Origin of the sequence: Kandleria vitulina DSM 20405 (assembly GCF_000702065.1) — a bacterium.
In the GTDB taxonomy this organism is placed as follows: domain Bacteria; phylum Bacillota_I; class Bacilli_A; order Erysipelotrichales; family Coprobacillaceae; genus Kandleria; species Kandleria vitulina.
In genome coordinates this window covers 25,325-46,839 of the sequence record NZ_JNKN01000006.1, presented here as the reverse complement: position 1 = coordinate 46,839, position 21,515 = coordinate 25,325, and the positions used below count along the sequence as shown (strand labels likewise).

The following is a 21,515-nucleotide window of genomic DNA, read 5'->3' as shown; positions in this document are numbered from 1 at the left end:
TGTAAAGAAAAAGAGAATGACATGTCTTCCCAGTTTTCTAGGAAGGACATACCATTTCTCTACTTCTTTCACGATAGTTCTTAGGTGTCTCATCATAAAGCTTCTTGAAGATTCTATTAAAAGACTGAATGCTTTCAAAGCCATTCTGAAAAGCTATCTCCAATATCTTCTTATCACTTTCCATAAGGTCCAATAAGGCATGTTCCATACGTACATTTCTTAAGTACTCATTGATGCCAATACCAAACGTCTTCTTGAACTGTGTAGAAAGATAGCTTTCATTATAATGCGTCAATTCAGATAGAGCTTCCAGATTAATATGATTCTGATAATGTCTATCAATATATTGCTGAACAAAAAGAAGAACATTAGAAGAAAATGAATCAGTAGATACTATTCCTGTTTCTTCTTTTAAAATCTTTATCATCTTCAACAATAATAAATACGTTTCAAGCATCCTATCTTTTTTATGATAAGAATAGACTTTCAAAAGAATAAGTATAAGCTCTGGCGTGCGATACGGATTTTTTCTTATCGCAAAACCAAAATACTTATGATTAAGCATCCATGACAAGAAGCGATGATTGATTATCAAAGAAAGCATTTCTGTGTCTTCAAGTAAAATCGCTTCATGAAAAACATTATTATTAACGAGGCAAAGATCACCCTTCTCTACAATAGTTTCTTCTCCCTCTACCGTATATTTTAGTTTTCCTTTTAAGATGTAGTTGATCTTCAAGGAATCATGGTAGTGGCGTACTTCATCGAGATGAGTGAAAAAACAATGTTCAATAGCATAATCCGAAGATGATATTCTCATATGAGCCCCCCTTTATATTAAGGTTAACATGAGAAACTCCCTATTCTATCCTCATTTTCACAAAACGAAAAAATAGTGCTTTTTATGAGCACTATTTATGATGAAGCATTTTCTTGATTAAATGTCTTTTATATTTTGGATGAGTAATAGGCTTATCCAATAAAATCTGATGCGCATTTTCATCCATTAACAACTGGCAATATGCTTTAGGATATCCGTATTTTACAAGATACTTATAACATTCTTGCATATTAGGAATACGTCCTCCCTGCGCTCTATGTGTATCAGTGCCGATCACATGTACCATATTGCGATCAAGTAATGTCATCGCATTTTTATGATGGAGAGACTGCTTATCAAGTATGCTTGTAGTATTGACCTGGATCACACATCCTAAATCGATGAGATACTGTACATAATCAATGTCTAATACGCTATGGAAATATCGTTCAATATGTGCCACGATGGGAATATAGCCCTTTTTAATGATTGCACGTAGATAATCATCAAAATGTTCCATAAAGCTATCTGTTGGCTTGATAACATTGTATTCACATAAAACATAATGCGTATTTTCTATTGGAAGAAATAAGTCTTTTTCTACAACTTCAGTACTGTTTTCATTAAGCATCAGTTCACATCCACTATAGACGTTGATATCAAACTGTCTTGCTAATTCTTTTAATTCATTGATGCGATCTAACGCAATGTCTTTGATATCGCTGCTCATGAAGCCACTTGTAAAATGTGGTGTCGCAACTATGTCAGAGATTCCTTGTTCCCGAGCTAAAGCAAGAGCTTGCTCTGCTTCGTTTTTTGTAGAGATTCCATCATCGATGTCCCATGCATAATGGCCATGAATATCTACATACCCCATTTGAATCACCTCTAGTAGTCATTTTACCATAAAAAAAGAGATAATCCCATAGAGGATTATCTCTTTTTTATTACATTAAGCTGTATAAACTAATGCAGTAGTACCAAGTCTGTTCCATTTACCAGTAACAGTTTTGTTCTTACGGTTAATAGTTAACTTAGTGATGTACCATTTTTTAGCTTTTGCATTGTAATGTAATGCATAAACTTTCTTTACTTTCTTAGAAAGGTTAGGTACTTTAAGAGTTACTTTAGTGTTCTTAGATGATTTATTCTTTTTTCTATAGATACGAACCATCTTAGAAAGTTTTTTCAACTTGCTTAATTTAACGCCTTTAGCTTTAACAACTTTCTGTCCCTTAAGTGCCTTAGCTACTGAAGTAGATTTTTTGTTATACTTAGCAGCTACCCCTTTCTTTGAAGTAATCTTGCTAGATAAAGCAACTCCGCTCTTGCTTGCTTTTTTAAGCGCTAAGCTTGCTGTCTTTGATCCAGCCGCATTGACACCTGCGAACGTAGAGAAAACCATTGCGAACGCAAGCACAAATGCCATCATGAATTTTTTCATAATACTCTCCTCCTATTCATAATATATTTTGACAATCATATCTTTTAGAGATGATTGATCAAGGTAATATGCATCATAATCGCCATCCTTGCCATTCTTTCCAGGCAAGACATAGTTTTGATCAGATGTGTATTTATATTCAAGCATCATATTGCCAAATGTGACGATATCCTGATAGGACACATTAGTAACGATACGTGATACAAATCCATACAATTTAGCAACAGTCGATTCGAAATCATCACTAAGCATCGCTTTTATCTTTGCATAGAAAGCTTCATAGTATGCCTGCTGACGAGCAAGTCGATCCTGTGCAGAATAATCCTTATCTGTGTCTCTGGTTCTGACAAATGTTTCAACATTTTCTTTTGTGATTTTCACAACATCGCCCTTTTTCATTCCATTTACTTTTGCAAGTGAATCATTTGGTACCTTTACTTGTAATGTACCAACAATATCCTGCAGCAGTTTGAGGGAATCAAGATCCATTGACCCATAGCGAGCAATCGGAATATCCATCATCATCTTAGAGACAGCACGCATGGCTTTCATACATCCAGATTTCTCATCCGTACCATAAGCATAAGCAAGATTGATATGATCTTTTTCCCATCCTAATGATTCTCCATCAAAATCAGTCTTTTCAATTGATGTTATAGAATCACGGGGAATAGAAATCAATTTCACCTGCTTCTTTGCACGGTCAAAAACCAATAATCCCATTGCATCAGACTGTCCAAGTTCATTTTCTGTTTCCGGGTTCTTTTCCGTCTTATCAATTCCTAACAAAAGAATTGAAATGATTGACGTATTGTACTTATAGCTCTTTCCATGATAACTAATATGACGATAATCAGAATCCTTATTAACCTTAGTACTTTCACCTTTATGATAAGTTGCAACAAGTCCAATACACAATGCGACTGACAATAATCCGATAAGAAAGAACGCAAACTTTTTTCGTTTCTGTTCTTTAATAATATCCATAATATCCATAGTAGCCATAGCGGCCATAATCCTGGGAAGAAGCTTTTACTCGACTCAGGACAACCCCTACAACTCTTCCTCCGTTATTTGTTAATTCACCAATTGCACGCTTGGCAACCTTCTTTGAAGTGAATTCATTTCTTAAAACGAATACAGTTCCATCAACTGCGCGTGATACAACAGTTGCATCAGATCCAGCCGCTACAGGTGGTGTATCGATAATCACATAATCAAACTGTTCTCTTAAAGATTCAATCATATCTGTAAAATGAGAAGACGAAAGAATCTCTGATGGATTTGGCGGTGTCTTACCTGCCAACATGATATAGAGATTATCGATATTAGTACTGTTTAGACCATCTTTTCCTTGATTAGTTAAAAGTTCAGAAACACCATCATGATGCTTAGTAAGCATTAGATACTCTTTTAAAGATGATCTTCTTAAATCACAATCCACAAGACAGACCTTCTTGCCCATCTGAGCAAAAGCATATGCTAAATTAAAGGCAATAACAGTCTTTCCCTCATCAGGAATAGAAGATGTCAATGAAATCACTTTCAGATTATCCGTATACATTAAATTTGTTCTTAGCTTCTTAAATGATTCAAGAGAAGAAGAATGAGTTGTAATGATCTGTGTTTCAATTTCAATAAAATTTTTCTCTTCCATTATTTCTTACCTCTCTTCTTTCCAGATTTCTTGACATAATGCAATGCTTTATCGTCTACTACAACCGCTAATACTGGAAGATCAAGTGTTGCTTCCACATCTTCAACACTCGTAAATGCATCATCAAGTACAAAACGCAATGTAATATATCCTAAACAAAGCAGCATACCAATTAAGCCACCTAAAGCAGTTGATTTCAAAAGACTAAGTCCTACTCTTTCATTATTAACAATTGCTTTTTCAATACGATATGGTTCCTGTGAATCAATCTCACGAATGTCATCCATTCCTTCTTCTACAAGAGCATTACAGATTTTCATCGCTTCTGTAGCACTATCAGAAGTAACAGAAATCTTTAAAATACGTGTTTCCTGAGGATTTTCAATCTTTATCATATTATTAAGCTGCTTTGTTGTATACTTTAATGAAAGCTTATTAATAACTGCCTCAAGATTAGGTCTCGATGTAAAAATAATTTCATAATCTGATGTTAAGTTAGAACTCAACTGTAAAGATTCCAATGAAATCTTTTTATCCGAGCTTCTTAAATACACCATCGAACTAGACTGATAATGTGGTGTTGACAAAAATGTAAAATAAGATAATCCTAAGATACCTCCTGCTAATGCACATACAACGACAAAGTACCATAATGTCTTGATCTTTATAAACAAAGCTTTAAGATCAATCTCATAGACATCATCGTTAAACTGTTTAAGTGATTCATTTGCTGAATTCACACTACCCCTCCTATAACCAAAATACTGATAAACGGCATTTTTTGTAAAATATAAAAATATTATAACATAAAAATTACTTTTTAAAAGAAGATCAAATTAAAAAAAATGGAAAAAAGCTACCGAACGGTAGTACGTGAATAATCTTATAATTATAAAAACAGTATCTCTTTTTGTTCAAGAGCATAAGTCTTGTCAACATCATATAACTGTTAGAATAAAACAAAGGAGCGTGAATCATGAATAGAGTTCTGCATCGTATTCTTATTGCAAACTGTTTCGTACTGTTTTTTTCATCAGCATTGCTATTTTAATGAACACATCTGATTTATTTGACATTTTCTTCTTTTATTACAGCATAGCTTCTGCCAGCTATTTTATAGCTGTTATCATCATTTATTATTTTACTGAACGCAAAAAAGCAAGGAGATAATTTCTCCTTGCTTTTCAGGCTGTTTACAAAATGGACATTTTGGGCTCAATAATAAAATGGTGTTATTTCGTATGGACTCCAAATACAAACCTATCTGAACCTGTACCTGTACCACTTACTATATAAAGCCCGTCAGTATTATCTGTTACTCTAAAGCTTGTCCAGTTTGGCATAGAGTTATTACTTCCACGACTAAATTTATAGTATAATTTACCATTTGTTTCATCTTCAACCAATGTGATTACTCCGGCATAAGTCCCAAAGCTCGTAACTGGCTTAATATTAACAGACCAGCTACCGCCAGTATAAATCGTTTCTCCTACACGGATTATATCTCCGGCTTGCAGTGAGGTATGGTGAACCTTTCCTGTTATGGTGCAGGTAGCTGTTTTATCACCTGCCGTTGCAGTGATAGTAGCCGAGCCGTAGCCTTTTTTTCCCATGATCGTGTATTCGCCTGTTGTCTCGTTGATACTCACATAGTCGGGGTCGCTGCTCGACCATGTGACGGTCTTATCCGTCGCGTCATTTGGCGAAACGGTTGCCGTGAGCGTTCCCGTAGAATTGACGAAAAGGGCTTCCGTTGGGGCGTTGTTGATGGTAACGCTGGATACGGGAATACCCGTGTTTTCCACCTTCGCCGTAAAGGTCACGGTGTCCTGATAGGTGCCAGCGGGCTTGTTGGTGTAATCCTCCACGATGATGCCCATGGGCTTGGTCGCTGCGGTATTGGAAAGCTCGGTGAACTCCCAAGAGGCGGGTGTTGCGCTGCCGCTGTAAGTGCCCGTGGCAGTCGCCAGGTTGTAGCCCACGGAGTTGTCGCCGGACTTGAGCGCCCAGCTATTTTCGGAGCTTGCGGTCACGGTCAGCTTCTTGCCGTCGGCCAGTGAACCCGTGGCACTGATGCCGTCCGTGGCGTTCCAGCCGCTGTTCGCAACCGTCAGCGTGGACGGGATGGTGAGGGTGTAATCTGTACTGTTTTCTGCTGCAATTGCAGTCAGTCTCATCCCCGACAATAGCCCGACAACCATTGCCAGCGTGAGCAAAAAGCTCAGCACTCTCCTTCCTGTTTTCTTTTTTTCATCAAATGATAACCTCCTTTAGTTTATTTTTTGACAATCATATCTTTTAGAGATGATTAGTCAAGGTAATATGCATCATAATCACTATCCTTGCCATTCTTTCCTGGCAAGACATAATTTTGATCAGATGAGTATTTATATTCGAGCATCATATTACCAAAAGCAACAATATCCTGATAGGATACATTGGTAACAATACGCGATACAAATCCATATAATTTAGTAACAGTTTCTTCAAAATCATCTTCAAGCATCGATTTAATCTTCGCATAGAAAGCTTCATTGTATACCTGCTGACGAGCAGGTCGATTCTGTGCATAATAATCTTTGTCTGTATCTCTAGTTCTAACAAATTCTTCAACATTGTCTTTGGTAATCGTAACAACGTCACTTTTTTTCATCCCGCTTACTTTTGCAAGTGAATCATTTGGCACTTTTACTTGCAATGTACCAACAATATCCTGCAACATTTCAAGTGAATCAAGATCCATTGATCCATAATGTGCAATTGGGATATTCATCATCAAAATACTTTTTTGTTTCAACTGATGAATCCACACCCTTAAAATCCATATTGTGTGCGTGAATCAACTTAATGTCATTTATTAGTCAATCCCATGTTAATTTTATTACAAATTTTACTTTTTTAAAAGTTTATTGACAATAACACATTAAAATAATGCTACTATTCAGATGTCTCTTCAAAACATTATTTTAAATGTATAAATATTGTAAGTATCTTTACAGATGATAGAATAAGATACATACAAGGAGAAAAGAACAATGAACAGATTAATACAACGAATTCTTACGTTAAACAGCATTCTTTTAATTATTCTTATCATTATATCGTTCGTAACTGAAACTTCCCCAATATTTGACTATTTCTTTTTTTGTTATAGCATCTTATCTGCATTTTTCTTTATTTTCTCACTTTTGTTTTATATTTTTATTGAACACAAAAAAGCAAGGAGATAATTCTCCCTGCTTTATAGTTTCATATAGTCTTCCGTATCCTGAAAGCCCAGCCTACGATAAAGATGCTTACCTTCTTCTGTACTTTCAAGATAGATCTTATCAATACCAATCTTTTTTGCAAGACGAATAAGATGACGACAGATGGCTTTACCAACACCTTTTCCACGGTGTTGTTTTTTTGTATAGATATTCATAAGATATCCACTTTGACCACTCATATTATCAGGTGAAGGCATTTCTCGATGAAGACACATACCGCCCCATCCTAATAACTCTTCACCCTCATAAGCTGCCACTGCAATATGTCTATTGGCTACAAGCTCTTCTAAATAATACAGTCTCGTCTCTTTCTCAAGACTTGACCATTCCTCATCGCTCATCTCTTTCTTTTCTTCTTCAAAGACCTGCGATAATGAGAGTTTTCTCATCTTAAGTAGTTCATCTACATTCTCAATTGTCAATTGCTTTATCGCAATCATAATTTCACTCCTCTTCTTCATTATAGAAAAAGGAAGTAAAATCACTGTGAAAAATGGATTATATATCTTTATACGCTTTAATTGATGGATGAATAACATGTTCATTAATGATTTTTTCCATCCAGATCATATGATACCAGCGATCAAACTTGTAGCCACAGTTTTTAAATGTACCTACTTTATGAAATCCTAAATGTGCATGGAACTGTGCACTGTTGTTAGTTAATGTCTCATCTTCAACTTCAGGAACGCTAATGCAAGCATAAAGGTTGGTCATCCCCATTTTAAATAATGCCTTCTCTATCTCTTCATAAAGCTTACGTCCATAGCCTTTCCCTTTAGCGTGGTGATCAAGATAGATGCTTAGCTCACATGACCATGAATAGGCGGCACGAGGATAGAAGGCATGAGCATAAGCATATCCTTGAACTTGACCTTCATCTTCAATGACAAGATAAGGATAAAAAGACATGATCTCCTTCATACGATCAATAAACTCATCTTCACTCACTTCATCATATTCAAATGTGATGGCTGTATTTTTAATATAGTAGTTATAGATTTCAATAAGACGTTTTGCATCTTCAATTTTGGCATCTCTAATATGCATATATTCTCCCCCTTATTGTTTTCAAGTTTAATCAACAAGAAAGAGGAAGTCAATCTTTAGAGTTCTTGTCCTAAGGCATCTGCTAAGATAATAGCATCATAAAGTTCATCAGGAGTGACATCACCTGCAAGATTATGAATCGTTTCTCCTTCAACGCATGCATTTTTAGCAATAGTGCGCACATCTTCATGATTCGTGATGCCTAGTTTCAATAAAGTAGTAGGAAGACCTACTTCTTTACAGAAGTTCTGCACTTCATAAAATTCTTCTTTTGAAGCACCTTCAAGAATCAGCTGTACAAGAGTCCCAAAAGCCACGCAGCATCCGTGATCAGCACTATGTCCACCAAGTGAAGTCACACCGTTATAGAATGAATGTGCTGCTGCACAATTGACATTGTCCGCACCTACTCCTGACATATAGACATTCGCTTCAATAATAGCATCCAAAGCTGGTGTCACCACATGTTCCTCACAAGAGCGAACAGCCTGTAAGCCATATTCTCGCAATGTGTCATAACAAGTTTTCGCAATCGCCATTCCGGTTCTTGTAATACCTGTTCCTTCAAGACTTGACGATTCAGTACGATAAGATGCACGACCTTCAAAATAAGTACCTAAGGCATCTCCCATACCAGCAATCAAAAAGCGCACTGGGGCATTGGCAATCACCTGGCTATCTACCATCACCGCATCAGGGTTAGTTGGATAGAATAAATACTGATTGAAGCTGCCATCATCATTATAAATTACTGACAGACCAGTACATGGGGCATCAGTTGCTGCTACAGTTGGAATAATGACAATATGTTTACCTGTATAATAAGCAGTTGCTTTCGCTGTATCGACAGCTGATCCCCCACCAACTGCAACGACAACGTCAATATGGTCTTCTTCAACGATGGATTTCATTTTTTCAATTTCACTTTTGCTTGAAAGACCACCAAATACTTCATAGCGACGATAGTCATCATGATCCCTAAAGCTTGTTTCTAATGCATCATGGCAAGCCTTATATCCACTGTTGGAACAGATAAACAGCCATCTATGTCCCATATAGTGCATTTCATCATAAAAATGATAAGTCGCATCTCTTCCTTGTACATATTTAAGAGGTTCTCTCATTGCACGCAATAATTTCATATGTATCACCCTTTCTTTTTGCGATATCTATATTATAGTTCACAATAGAAGCTTTGTATTAAAATTATTACATATTGAAAAAAGGAATCCGAAGATTCCTATTTAAAATGATATGGCAATAGTTTCATGCTATTGTCTTTTCCATATTTTATAGCCTGTAAAATCACATCTGCTTCCTGTCCAATATCGCCAAGATTGCTTGCTGAACAGAAGAAACACTGCAGTTTCTTTTCCTTGAAGAATCTTACCATCTTCATGACATTATCAGGACTAAGTTTTTCAAATGGTTCATCAATAAAGAGAATACGTGATGAATTATCACGATGATTATAGATCATCAATAAAGCTGAAATTAAGATCAAAGTATAAGGAATCTGCAGTTCGGCACCCGAGTTGCTGCCAATCTGCTTAGATAAGCTTCCCTGCTTGATTGTATCATTGCTGAAGAGAATATCATAAGACAAGTAGTTACGATAATCAGCGTAGTCATCAATATCATCAGAATTGATGATATCATCTACAATCTGATCCATTTCCTGATCTAATTCTTCAATATTGACATTACCTGATGTAAAAGTAAGCAGACCTTCACTTAATGTCTTACCAAAACGAATGATTGATGCATAATCTGATGAATCATCTTTAAAATGTACATCAAAGACATACTGTGTATCATAGCCTGTTTCACTTAATTCCTTATTAAGTCGTTTTAATTCCATCATGGCATCATTACAGAACTTAAGGATCTTTAAGGCAAACTCATTCTTGAAGTTTTCACGATAATGAGATTTCTTTTCAATCAAATCTGTCTTGATCATTTCAATATTGCCCATCTGAATATCATTATAACGATGACGGAACATCTTCTCTGCTTCTAACGTATTGACAATAGTGGCTTCAGAATAATACTTTCCACCAAATTCTCCCTGTAATCCCATAATGCCTGCAACCAGCTGTTCTCTTTTCTTATGAAGAGATTTTGCCTTGCTTTCAGGAAGAACATTGCCTTCTTTATGAGAAGAAAGATAATCTTCATATTGATTAATAGCCTCATTGGCAGTAATCTCATTTTTCTCTCTTGCATCCTCTAATGCCAGCTTTGCTTCTTCTACTTCTTTTTTACGTGTATCAAGCACACTCTTCAGCTTCTTGATCTGTCGATCAATATTGTCCATCTCATAGCGATTATTCGCTACTTTTTGTTCATTGTTCTTCTTCTTTTCAAGAGCTAATTCTCTTTGATGACGGATGTTTTCAAAATCAATATTTTCATGCATCTGTCTTGTCAGTTCTTCAACATGACTTTGACATGCAAGCAATGCCTCATTGTTTTCTTCTATATGAAGATCAATATCAAAATCATACTGATCATGCAAAATAGAAAGCATTGCCTGGAAATCATTCTTGAAATCCTGAGCGTACTGCTGATTCTTTTCTAATGAAGAAAGACATGCCATCAATTCATTCAAATGTTTTTCATGTTTCTCTATATTTAAAGATAACGCACTTTCTCCAAAGACATAATCGTTCACATGATGAAAATCTAAAGAGAAGATTGTCATATTAAGACTGGCAGTCCCATCTTTTTTCATGCCTCGTGGATATTCTTTTACATTGTCATCTTCAATAGCGACAATCTTTCCAAGAAGGAACTTAAGATAACGAGCAGCATGAATATTGCTGACAGAAAGCTTTTCCATCAATGACTGTTCTACACATTCAAAATCTTTTAGCTGATACGTATTGACCAATCTTGCATGAGGATAATTTCCCTTGTTTCTTACCTGTTGAGCAATATCAAGATAAGAAGGATCAACGATGATATCATATCTTCTCCATCCAAGATAGTTTTCAATAACCGCTCTCCACTCTTCATCTATTTCAGTAACATACTTGCAGACCATTTCTACTGGTGAATCAATATTTTTCTTTTTAAAGACATCCTTGATATCTTTAATTAAAGCCAGATTCTCTTTTGCTTCATGGTAGACAAACTTATTCTTTGATAAGGCTTCAATAATATCCTTTTCTTCCACACTTTGTGTATGAACATTTCTTTTCTTTTGTTCAAGAAGTGGTATTTTCGCATTATTGATAGAAGCACACTCTTCAACAATACGACGCAAGTTAAAGATTGCTTCTTTTTTCTTTGTCTTTATTTGAGAAATGATCTTATGATCAAGTGCATCTAGATGATTCTCTTCACTAAATGTATTGATCTTCTTTTCAATATAGCTAAGCTGTCCCATCAGCTCTTCTAGATCACGCTTTTTAAATTGAAGCTGTCTTCTCTTTTCTTCAAGCTGTGATTCTCTATCTTTATAATGATGAAGTGACTTAGTGACATCCCATTCATCCAATGTTTCATCTAATCCTTCTATTTCTTGAGCAAGAAGAAGTATTTCATCATTTAAGGATTCATTTTCTTTTTCACAAATTGCTCTTTTTTCTTTATTTTCTTCAATTTGATTATTGATATCCTCAATAGTGTTCTTTGCTTCTACAACTCGCTTGTAGGCATTCTTGATTTCATCAAGAAGAAGAATATGATCATAATGATGATACTGATCATATTGATCAATGATCTTTTTGATAAAACTGATTTCTTCATCTAAACGTGTTAATGTACGATTAAGTTCATCAATGTCTTCCTTGGTTTTCTTTAATTTAGAAATATCAACTTTCTTTTCATCATCAAGAACATAGTTCTTAATGAAATCACTGATCTTTCCTACTTCTTTTGGATCATAAGTCAAAATGGATTTAAGTTTTCTTAAATAATTCTTTCTTCCTTCATTGTAAGTAGAAATCTTTAATCCCAATAGTGACATTGCTTCATTGAATGCTTCATCTTTATTAGGCGCATAGCTGATGTCATTGACTTTTCTAAACTGCTGAAAAGTGTAAGGAATATTGTCTTCACTTAATGGATGAATATCATCGAGTGACATATTTTCAATATTGAACCATCTTGTTTCTGTAGTGTTAGCTGCATCATCTTTGATAATACATCCGGTAATTAAATATTGATCATTGAGATCATCATACCATTCAAGCATGATGTAGGCATAGACTTCATTATATTGAGAAACCGGTCTGCCATATTCATTTCTTGATGCATTGATAAGCTTTCTTACATAAGAATCAATTGTTCTTTTTTTCGAGCCTGTACCTTTCGCATCAGATGAACTGTTGAATCCAGTATCACCGATGTAGGCATACTTGATCGCATCAAGCCAGGCAGATTTTCCTGATCCATTGTTTCCGGTAATATCGGTCATTAATCCGACACGATCAATGCTGTTTTCAAATCCATACCAGTTAATCAGCCATGTTCTCGTCATTGTAATCATTGTCTTCACCTTCTTCCCTTTCCTTTATTTTTTCTTCTAGATCTTTTAAAACCAATGCAAACTGTTCTTCTTTCATACAAAACATAATAGAAGGATAGATTTCTAGTGTTCCTCCTTCTTCTACATTAAGACGAAGATCTCTATCTTTAACTGAAATCAAATTATAGCGTCTAAACTGCTTATAGGCATTTCTTTTTTCAGATGGCGTAATGTCAAGATGCAATGACTGAAGTCGATCTTGTACTTCTTCAAAGTTTACGATAATACGTTCTACCCAATTGGCTTTCTTTTCTTCATAAATAAGCATCAATACAAAAAGCATATAGATGGTATGAGGAGAAAAACGATGGAAATTATAAGGAGTCTCTTCTCCATTTTGTAAAGAGAGATCGATTAATGAAACAATTTCATCTTCTTCATTCCACTCTAATCCATAGCCGATTTCTTCTAGTCTAGACATAATGAATTCTCGATGTTCATTATCCATAATGTAGTCATAGACCTTCTTATCTTTTCTTCGCATGATAAAAGTTGAACCTAATAGTTTTCTAATAGCAACTTTATACATCTCTTCATCTACTATCATTATTTTCTTCTCCTTATAATCATATCTGGCATTTCACAAAAATCAGTCACTAATCTTTGATCGGTAATATTGATTTCATATGGGAAATCTTCATTGTTTACATACATCAGTGCAGCAATCAAGGTTAAGACATCTTTCTTATTCTTGATCATGTCCTTATTGATATGTACCTTCTCCTTAATATGCCATCCATCCATATATTTTGCGACATTATGTTTAGAGTAGGCTCTATTTATTGATCGAGATAATAGTTCCTGTTCTTTCTTGATTGTATCTTCATCAATAACAATGGGCTTAATTGGCATTACTCGTCCTTTATGCATATCTCTTTTCTTCTTTAAATCAAATGACTGTCTTGCTATAAAAGACTGATTGACAATATTGATACATTTCTTATTAATATTCTCTACACTTTCTTCCATTAGATCAGGATGGTTGTTTACAATCTGGAAGAAACGTTCTATAGCTGGATGAAGACTATCATGATAAGTCAAACGCATACGTATACGCTGATTAGCAAGTACATAATATTCATCAATACGGTTTTCAATGATGTTCATATTATCTTCATAGCTATAATCCAAAAAGCTTATAATGCTGCTGAGTCTTAAACGAATTGTTTCCTGGTTGACATGATCTTCACGTGGTGCATCATAGACCATCTTTTCTATTAAGGCATCATCTTCATATTCTAGCTTTCTACAATAGTTGATGATGACAGGAATAAAAGCCAATACATTCCCATCATTCTTTAATCTAAAGTAGTTGTTAAAGAAATCCTTGATCATTTCTTCTTTACTTAAAAGATGTCCCATATGAGAAAGCTCATTGGTATCAAGAAGCTTCTTGATTAATGCAAGGATATTATCACGTAAATCAATAAGTTCATTTTTCAAGGCATTCTTATGCATTTCCAATGGCTCTAGAATCTGCTTGTAAGGTTCTAATCGACGGTAGCCAAATGTATCATCGCTTGCCGCTCTGACAATTTCATACATGGCAAAGATATGGCCTTTACTGTTGTCAGCCCCTCTTCTTACACTCATCAATCCATCCATCAGGATACGACACTCAGATGTGATACGAACATAGTATTCTAATCCGTTTCTTGACTGTTCTCTTCGGATCCATCCACATTCTTCAAAATATTTTAATATATCATTAGGTGTGCTTCCCATTGCTTCTTCTTCAAGAAGAGACTGATAATCAAATATCTTGTTTTTAGCATCCTGTTCATAAAGATCTTCTCTACTATTAGCCATCGCTATTAAAGCCTGAATGATCTGAAAATAGATTGTACGGTTTTCTCCTGTTAAGGGATTAAAGAATTTCTCATTATCAAAGGTATCAAATAGATTCCAGAAATTCATCGCATAACACCTCTTTTCTAAACGTGATTTCTATTATACAAAAGTTTTCATCCTTATTCTATGGCTTTTTTCATACTTTATGTCTAAAACTTTATATTTGTTATTTTAAATAACATTTGTAATGAAGCAGCTTATTTTTATATCCTAAAATTGATTTTAATTTAAATATAATGTATAATATTTTCTATGAAATGTTATTTAAAATAACATAAGGAGGACTGTAATGAAAACTTTATCCCAGAAGCGCCTAAGTGAGACGCTTATCTCAAAAAGAAAAGAACTAAACTTTACACAAAAAATGCTTTCAGAAGCAACTGGCATCAACCGTGCTATGATCAGCCGTGCAGAAAAGATGGACTATGTTCCTTCAATTGAACAGCTTGAAAAACTATCTGAACAGCTTCATTTTGATATCACTGATCTTTTTGAAGAAAAAAGATCAGTCAAGAAAACAATTAATAAACACTATAATATCGCTGTTGCGGGTACAGGATATGTAGGATTATCCATCGCTACGCTTTTATCTCAGCATCATCATGTAGAAGCTGTTGATATTGTTAAAGAGAAAGTAGATATGATCAATAATCATCAATCACCTATTCAAGATGACTATATTGAAAAATATCTTAAAGAAAAAGAATTAGATCTTCATGCAACTCTTGATGGAGAAGAAGCTTATCGCAAAGCTGACTTTGTGGTCATTGCAGCACCTACAAACTATGATTCAAAGAAAAACTTCTTTAATACATCAGCTGTAGAAGATGTTATTTCTTTAGTATTAAAAGTTAATCCTCATGCGACAATGATTATTAAATCTACCATTCCAGTTGGATATACAAACACTGTTAGAGAAAAATTCCACACTGATCGTATTATCTTCTCACCTGAATTCTTAAGAGAATCAAAGGCTCTTTATGATAACCTTTATCCTTCTCGTATTATTGTAGGATGCGATGAATCAAGCAGAAAAGAAGCTGAAATCTTTGCGGAATTATTAAATGAAGGTGCTTTAAAAGAAAACATCGATACATTATTTATGGGCTTCACTGAAGCGGAAGCCGTTAAGCTTTTTGCAAATACTTATTTAGCACTACGTGTTTCCTACTTCAATGAATTAGATACTTATGCAGAAAGCAAGAACTTAAATACTCAAGAGATCATCAACGGTGTCTGTCTTGATCCTCGTATCGGTTCACATTACAACAACCCTTCATTTGGATATGGTGGATACTGCTTACCAAAAGATACTAAGCAATTGTTAGCAAACTTTGAAAATGTTCCTCAGAACATGATTGAAGCCATTGTTGCTTCTAATAAGACAAGAAAAGATTTCATTGCGGATCGTGTTCTTGAAATCGCAGGTGCCTATGAAGCCAACAGCAGCTATGATGAAAGTAAAGAAAAAGAGGTTATCATTGGGGTATATCGTTTAACAATGAAATCTAACTCTGATAACTTTAGACAATCTTCTATTCAGGGAGTTATGAAGAGAATCAAGGCTAAAGGGGCAACAGTCGTTATCTATGAACCAACTCTTCCTGATCATTCAACTTTCTTTGGCAGCAAGGTTATCAATGATCTAGATGAATTCAAACGCATTTCACAGGCCATCATTGCCAATAGATACAATTCATGTCTTGATGATGTAAAAGACAAAGTCTACACACGAGATCTATTTAGAAGAGACTAGGAGGTTTTTATGGAACATATAGAATTAAATGGAAAGACTGTTCTCGTAACAGGTTCAGCTGGCTTTATTGGCAGCAACCTTGTTCTTTCTTTATTAAAAACAATTTCTTCTATTCATATAGTAGGATTAGATAACTTAAATGATTACTACGATGTAAACATTAAAAACTGGCGTCTTAAAGAAATTGAAAAAGAAGCTTCTTTACATCCTTCTTCTTCATACACTTTCATTAAAGGAGATTTATCAGATGCACAGTTAATCAATACTATCTTTAAAGATCATGAACCAGATATTGTAGTGAATTTAGCTGCACAGGCTGGTGTACGTTATTCTATCACTAACCCTGATGCCTATATTTCATCAAATCTGATTGGTTTCTCTAATATTCTTGAAGCTTGTCGTCATTCTTATGACAATAATAAGAAAGGCGTAGAACATCTTGTCTACGCCTCTTCTTCAAGTGTCTATGGTACAAACAAGAAAGTACCATATAGCACTGATGATCAAGTTGATAATCCTGTTTCTTTGTATGCAGCTACAAAGAAAAGCAATGAACTTATGGCTCATGCCTACGCTAAGCTATACAATATTCCATGCACCGGCTTAAGATTCTTTACGGTCTATGGTCCTGCAGGTCGTCCTGATATGGCTTATTTTGGATTTACGAATAAGCTATTAAAAGGTGAAACAATCAAGATCTTCAACTATGGAAACTGTAAGCGTGACTTCACTTTTGTAGATGATATCGTTGAAGGAGTACAGCGTATCATGCAAGGTGCACCAGAAAGAAAGAACGGTGAAGATGGTCTTCCTCTTCCACCTTATTCTATTTATAACATCGGAAACTCTCATCCAGAAAATCTATTGGATTTCGTCTCTATTCTTCAAGAAGAACTCATACGTGCTAAAGTGCTTCCTGAAGACTATGACTTTGAAGCACATAAAGAACTTGTCGCTATGCAGCCAGGAGATGTACCAATTACTTATGCGGATACATCCGCATTAGAAAGAGATTTCCACTTCAAGCCAAAGACAACACTTAGAGAAGGTCTTCGGGCATTTGCCAAGTGGTATAAAGACTTCTATGAATAATAAAAAAACCAGGCTACTCGCCTGGTTTTTTCATAAAGAATTTAAATACGATAAGCAACGCACATAGACCAACAACACCAATGACAAAGAGAGTGACATGTTCCATTAGCGATGCTCCCACATTGATATGAGATACTTTCCCCTGCTGAACAAGATAAGGAACTTGTCCGTCAAGTTTACGAATACTCTTCATTCCTTCCTCCGCAAGAGCATCCGCTATTTTTTTTGCTTCTTCATTATCAGAGGAAGTCACTGTAATCTTAAGAATACGTGTGTCGGCTGGATGTTCTACATTGATCATTTCTAATAATTCATCTTCATCATAAGAAAGATGCAATGAAGACATCACCGCCTTTAAATTAGGACTAGCGGTAAAAATATGCTGATAATCGGAAGCTAGACTATTGCTTAGCTGTAGATCATCATAGGAAATCTCTTTCTGATTGCTTCTAATATAAACGGTAGCTGTTGACTGATATTGCGGTGATGTCAGAAATTTATGATAGACAATTCCTCCTGTTACTCCCAATATCAATGAAATTAATAATATATACCAATATGAAAATAAATATGAAATAAGCTGTCGCAGATCAAGTCTTTCTTCCATTTTTTCTCCCCCTTCTCTTTATTAAGACATGCAAAGCACTGAGCTTTGGACGAATATGGTTTTCATAAAAAATAAATGCTTTTTCACTTATCATCTGAACAAATGGATGACCTTCTTTACGTGATGCAAATTCATTAAAATCAACGATATCCTGATGATGATTTTCTAACAAAGACACAAATTCCTTATAGGCAAAAGCCTTGTCTTCACGCACCCATTCATGGGCGTGAAAGACAGCTGTATAGTATCCGTTAAAACGAATGGCGGGGCATCCGCTTGAGCGACATGGTACACATAGGATCCCTTCCCTATTCCACACCGTATGGCTTTTCCCATCGGAGATGTGAGTAAAGCCATTGGCTGCTAAAGCTTTCAATGTATTAAGATCATAGCTATGGCGAGGAGCAAAGAAGATGGTGGTGTGTATGCCATGTTCTTCTAGGATTTCTTTGCCTTTCTTTATGGTTGCGTATTGATCTTCGTAGCTGCGTCCTGCAAATTCTGAATACCCTGGTCCACTCACGAGGGTCTTTCCTTGGTGGATGCATTCATGAAAGCAGCCGTGCATCGCAAGGGTGTAGCCTTCTTTTTGAAGGGATCTCATTTCTTCCCAGAAATGGAGATCTTCCTTATCAATAAGCAGCTCTGGATCTCGACATTCTGGTACAACCCCTAATAGTGGCTTGACATCATATTGTTTTAACAGGACTTTCGCTTTTTCCCATTGTTCTTTGTTCATTGTGGGACAAAGATCATCAAATCTTACAAGTATTTTTTTCAAATCTGTACCTCCTTAATGTTTCACCTTGATGACTGTCTTTACAAAAGCAACCATCTCCTGATAACTATCACTTTTACGATAAGCAAGATAATAAAGAAGATGTGGGATGATGGCACAAAGTACAATCATAATGATGAAACCAATAAAACCATCAACTGGGACAAGACGTGTCAAAAAGTAAGTAATGCCCCCATTTACAATCGTGACCAGTGCATAGGTTCCATGCTTAACATAGAACTCACGTGAACTGCACTTAAAATAATGCGCAAACAATACCGCATTGCGGGCAATAAAATTAAAGAGCACGATCGTAATGATCGTCGCAAGAATAATACCGGTAACACCATAGAAATAACCCAGTGTCGCATTAAGTACGATATTACCGATAGCTTCAATGATATACCAGACACGCATCTCCCAATAGAGGCCTGCTCCCGAGGTATAAAGATTACGTGTATTGTTCATGGTGATAAGATAAAAATAAAGACAGAACATAACCATGATGTAATTTGGAAAAATCATCTTTGCATCACGAAGCCACAAGGCCATAAAGGGCTGATAGAGACAGCACATGCATATAGCCATCCAGCCGCAGATCCATTCAAAGATAAATGTAAACTTAAACAGATCACGATAGTTCTTCTCAACGCTCTCTTTCACAATACTGTTTCCCACAGAGGCCTGCATCGCATTGATGATCATTAATGTGATGCCATAGAGCGCACTATAGATATAGTAGTAGTTATCGTAGATTGCCACTGTCGTTAAACCAAGATAAGCAGAAAGAAAAATAGAATCCATGCTGTTGCGGGCTGTATCGCCAATGCGATCGACAACGATTCCCTTAACCTGTCGCATGATCTTTTCTTTTGTGGTCTTATCAATTTGTCCTAACGGCTTAAGATGGGGAAATAACTTATTGGCAAAGTATTGCGTCAAAAAGTTATTTAACAATGTACAAAGCGGCATCAATGCCACAAATAACATATAGTCTTTGGCAATAAAGAGAATAATCACCTGTGCAATCCTCAACAATGTTGATGAGAAAGTATAGATGTTGTTAACAACATCATCTCTTTGCATGGCGGTTAATAGGACACTCTTGTAGCCAAAAAGCATATAAGAAAGACTTGTATCAATAAGATAGATAAAAAATAATAAATAAATATTCAGATCTTGTGGATAGCTTCCTGAAATAAGACTTGGCAAGAACGGCATGACAAACAAGCCACCAAGCAGGAAGACTGCACCGATGATCCAATAGATCTTTCTTAAATAAGCTAAAATAGCGCAGATGCTTTCATGATCATCTAAAGCGACAGGCTTATAGAGCACAAAGACAATCGCTGTCGTAAAACCTAAATCCGCAAGATTGAGGACATGAAGAATGGAATGAAAGAGACTGCTTAACCCCTGGTATTTTGCCCCAAGAAGATAAAGTACCATCGTCCTTGTCAAGAACGGCAATAAGATATTGGCACCCTGTCTTAAAAAACCACTGACAAGATTTCTTTTTGTATTCTTTATTCGTGATTCCATGTTTCATACCTTTCTAAATATAATCGTTCAAGCTTTCTTACGCTCTCTTTAATATCCCATTCTTCCAAGTGATCATAGATGACTTCTTCTCTTCTTTCGATATGATCAATCAATGTATCAGCCCATTGTGCTGCATTTCCTAAAGGAAGAAAAGTAATCAGATTAGAGACCTTGATCTCTTCTGAAATCACATCTGACGTGACAATCGGTAAACCCGCTGCCTGCATTTCTACAAGTGAAATAGGCATACCTTCTGAAAATGATGGGAAGATTGCCCCATCGGCCATCTGAAGACATTCATTGACATCATCTCTGTTAGATAAGATGTGGACATCATCTTTTAGATGAAGTCTTTTCACCTTATCAAGAATCGCCTTTTCCTCTGTTCCTGAACCAATCAGAAGAAGAGAAGCTGACGGACGCTTCTTCTTAATATCATTAAAGACATCAAGAAGGAAATCATGATTTTTGATCTTATCAAAGCGTCCTACATGAACGATAAGAAGTGCATTCTCATCAATATGAAGAGCTTTTCTCTTCTCTACTTTTGAAGGAAGATTTTGATATTGATCAATATCAATACCGTTGTTTAATACCTCAATATATTGAGGAGAGATGAGATGAGACATCTCTTTTTTCATTTGACTATGCAAGGCGATAATTTCAGTAGGATAGTGGCTGATGACCCATTTGAGATGTGTCATCTGGATACGATCTTCAATCATTCTTGAGAAATCAAAATGTTGCGTGTAGAACATGATTGTATTCTTTTTTGGCTTGGCGAAACGGATATATTTTTGTAAAGCCAGATGAAAATGAATAATATCAGGAGAAACCTCTCTAATAAGTTTTCTTACTTGAAGATAGATTTCTATATGATTGAGGATACGATGATCTAGACGACGACTATCAAAGTGCTTGATATTATCACAAAGATAGATGACCTTTATCCCCTGCCTTTTAAGATAGTCTTCGTAGGGAGAATCGGGAAAATGTTCAATACATAAGACAGTGACATCAAAAACAGAATGATCGATATGTGTCATATAGTTCTTGACGAGTGTCTCTGCTCCTCCGGTATTGAATCCGTGAATAAAATGCATGAGTTTAATCAT

20 protein-coding genes are annotated in these 21,515 nt (G+C 35.6%); 2 read left to right on the top strand and 18 right to left on the bottom strand.

Annotated elements, in window-relative coordinates:
• Positions 1–37: 37 nt before the first annotated feature.
• From T513_RS0102995 to T513_RS0102925, 14 genes are all read right to left on the bottom strand, one after another.
• Positions 38–820 (bottom strand): AraC family transcriptional regulator, encoded by a 783-nt coding sequence (locus T513_RS0102995; RefSeq protein WP_051654369.1) that lies wholly within the window; start codon positions 818–820, stop codon positions 38–40.
• A 91-nt stretch (positions 821–911) separates the two neighbouring features.
• Positions 912–1,697 carry a CpsB/CapC family capsule biosynthesis tyrosine phosphatase gene (locus T513_RS0102990; protein WP_051654368.1) on the bottom strand — a complete coding sequence of 262 codons (786 nt, stop codon included), beginning with the start codon at positions 1,695–1,697 and terminating at the stop codon, positions 912–914.
• A 75-nt stretch (positions 1,698–1,772) separates the two neighbouring features.
• Positions 1,773–2,264 carry a hypothetical protein gene (locus tag T513_RS0102985; RefSeq protein ID WP_031588865.1) on the bottom strand — a complete coding sequence of 164 codons (492 nt, stop codon included), beginning with the start codon at positions 2,262–2,264 and terminating at the stop codon, positions 1,773–1,775.
• 12 nt (positions 2,265–2,276) lie between these two features.
• Positions 2,277–3,269 (bottom strand): LCP family protein, encoded by a 993-nt coding sequence (locus T513_RS0102980; protein ID WP_031588864.1) that lies wholly within the window; start codon positions 3,267–3,269, stop codon positions 2,277–2,279.
• A complete protein-coding gene (locus tag T513_RS0102975) occupies positions 3,238–3,921 on the bottom strand; it encodes a CpsD/CapB family tyrosine-protein kinase (RefSeq protein ID WP_035876497.1) in 684 nt (227 codons plus the stop codon). The genes T513_RS0102980 and T513_RS0102975 overlap by 32 nt, the downstream gene beginning before the upstream one ends.
• On the bottom strand, positions 3,921–4,661 hold the full coding sequence (locus tag T513_RS0102970; RefSeq protein WP_031588861.1) for a YveK family protein: 741 nt from the start codon (positions 4,659–4,661) through the stop codon (positions 3,921–3,923). The genes T513_RS0102975 and T513_RS0102970 overlap by 1 nt, the downstream gene beginning before the upstream one ends.
• Before the next feature lie 492 nt (positions 4,662–5,153).
• Entirely contained in the window at positions 5,154–6,149 is a 996-nt protein-coding gene (locus T513_RS11910; protein ID WP_155266062.1) for an Ig-like domain-containing protein, read from the bottom strand.
• Positions 6,150–6,229: 80 nt separating this feature from the next.
• Entirely contained in the window at positions 6,230–6,718 is a 489-nt protein-coding gene (locus T513_RS0102955; RefSeq protein ID WP_155266061.1) for an LCP family protein, read from the bottom strand.
• A gap of 444 nt (positions 6,719–7,162) precedes the next feature.
• The gene (locus tag T513_RS0102950; RefSeq protein WP_035876495.1) at positions 7,163–7,630 is read right to left on the bottom strand and encodes a GNAT family N-acetyltransferase; all 468 of its coding nucleotides are present in this window, start codon (positions 7,628–7,630) and stop codon (positions 7,163–7,165) included.
• Between the two features lie 58 nt (positions 7,631–7,688).
• Entirely contained in the window at positions 7,689–8,240 is a 552-nt protein-coding gene (locus T513_RS0102945; protein ID WP_031588855.1) for a GNAT family N-acetyltransferase, read from the bottom strand.
• Positions 8,241–8,296: 56 nt separating this feature from the next.
• A complete protein-coding gene (locus T513_RS0102940; RefSeq protein WP_031588854.1) occupies positions 8,297–9,382 on the bottom strand; it encodes a glycerol dehydrogenase in 1,086 nt (361 codons plus the stop codon).
• 98 nt (positions 9,383–9,480) lie between these two features.
• The gene (locus T513_RS0102935) at positions 9,481–12,735 is read right to left on the bottom strand and encodes an SbcC/MukB-like Walker B domain-containing protein (protein WP_031588852.1); all 3,255 of its coding nucleotides are present in this window, start codon (positions 12,733–12,735) and stop codon (positions 9,481–9,483) included.
• Entirely contained in the window at positions 12,704–13,321 is a 618-nt protein-coding gene (locus tag T513_RS0102930) for a DUF4194 domain-containing protein (RefSeq protein ID WP_031588850.1), read from the bottom strand. Before T513_RS0102930 ends, T513_RS0102935 begins: the two co-directional genes overlap by 32 nt.
• Positions 13,321–14,691 carry a Wadjet anti-phage system protein JetA family protein gene (locus T513_RS0102925; protein WP_029070595.1) on the bottom strand — a complete coding sequence of 457 codons (1,371 nt, stop codon included), beginning with the start codon at positions 14,689–14,691 and terminating at the stop codon, positions 13,321–13,323. The genes T513_RS0102930 and T513_RS0102925 overlap by 1 nt, the downstream gene beginning before the upstream one ends.
• A 223-nt stretch (positions 14,692–14,914) precedes the next feature.
• Here T513_RS0102925 and T513_RS0102920 point away from each other — a divergent pair, with 223 nt between their 5' ends.
• On the top strand, positions 14,915–16,381 hold the full coding sequence (locus tag T513_RS0102920) for a nucleotide sugar dehydrogenase (RefSeq protein WP_031588849.1): 1,467 nt from the start codon (positions 14,915–14,917) through the stop codon (positions 16,379–16,381).
• A gap of 9 nt (positions 16,382–16,390) precedes the next feature.
• Complete coding sequence (locus T513_RS0102915; protein ID WP_031588847.1) at positions 16,391–17,473, top strand: GDP-mannose 4,6-dehydratase; 1,083 nt, start codon at positions 16,391–16,393, stop codon at positions 17,471–17,473.
• Between the two features lie 13 nt (positions 17,474–17,486).
• On the opposite strand, the gene T513_RS0102910 is transcribed toward T513_RS0102915, so the two are convergent.
• The 4 genes from T513_RS0102910 to T513_RS0102895 are packed head-to-tail and all read right to left on the bottom strand — an operon-like array spanning position 17,487 to position 21,515.
• Positions 17,487–18,080: a YveK family protein gene (locus tag T513_RS0102910; RefSeq protein WP_031588846.1), complete on the bottom strand. Its 594-nt coding sequence runs from the start codon at positions 18,078–18,080 to the stop codon at positions 17,487–17,489.
• Positions 18,064–18,861, bottom strand: a complete 798-nt coding sequence (locus tag T513_RS11675) for a DUF2334 domain-containing protein (RefSeq protein ID WP_051654367.1) — start codon at positions 18,859–18,861, stop codon at positions 18,064–18,066. The genes T513_RS0102910 and T513_RS11675 overlap by 17 nt, the downstream gene beginning before the upstream one ends.
• Before the next feature lie 12 nt (positions 18,862–18,873).
• Positions 18,874–20,400, bottom strand: a complete 1,527-nt coding sequence (locus tag T513_RS0102900) for a lipopolysaccharide biosynthesis protein (RefSeq protein WP_031588842.1) — start codon at positions 20,398–20,400, stop codon at positions 18,874–18,876.
• Positions 20,385–21,515 (bottom strand): glycosyltransferase, encoded by a 1,131-nt coding sequence (locus T513_RS0102895; RefSeq protein WP_031588840.1) that lies wholly within the window; start codon positions 21,513–21,515, stop codon positions 20,385–20,387. Before T513_RS0102895 ends, T513_RS0102900 begins: the two co-directional genes overlap by 16 nt.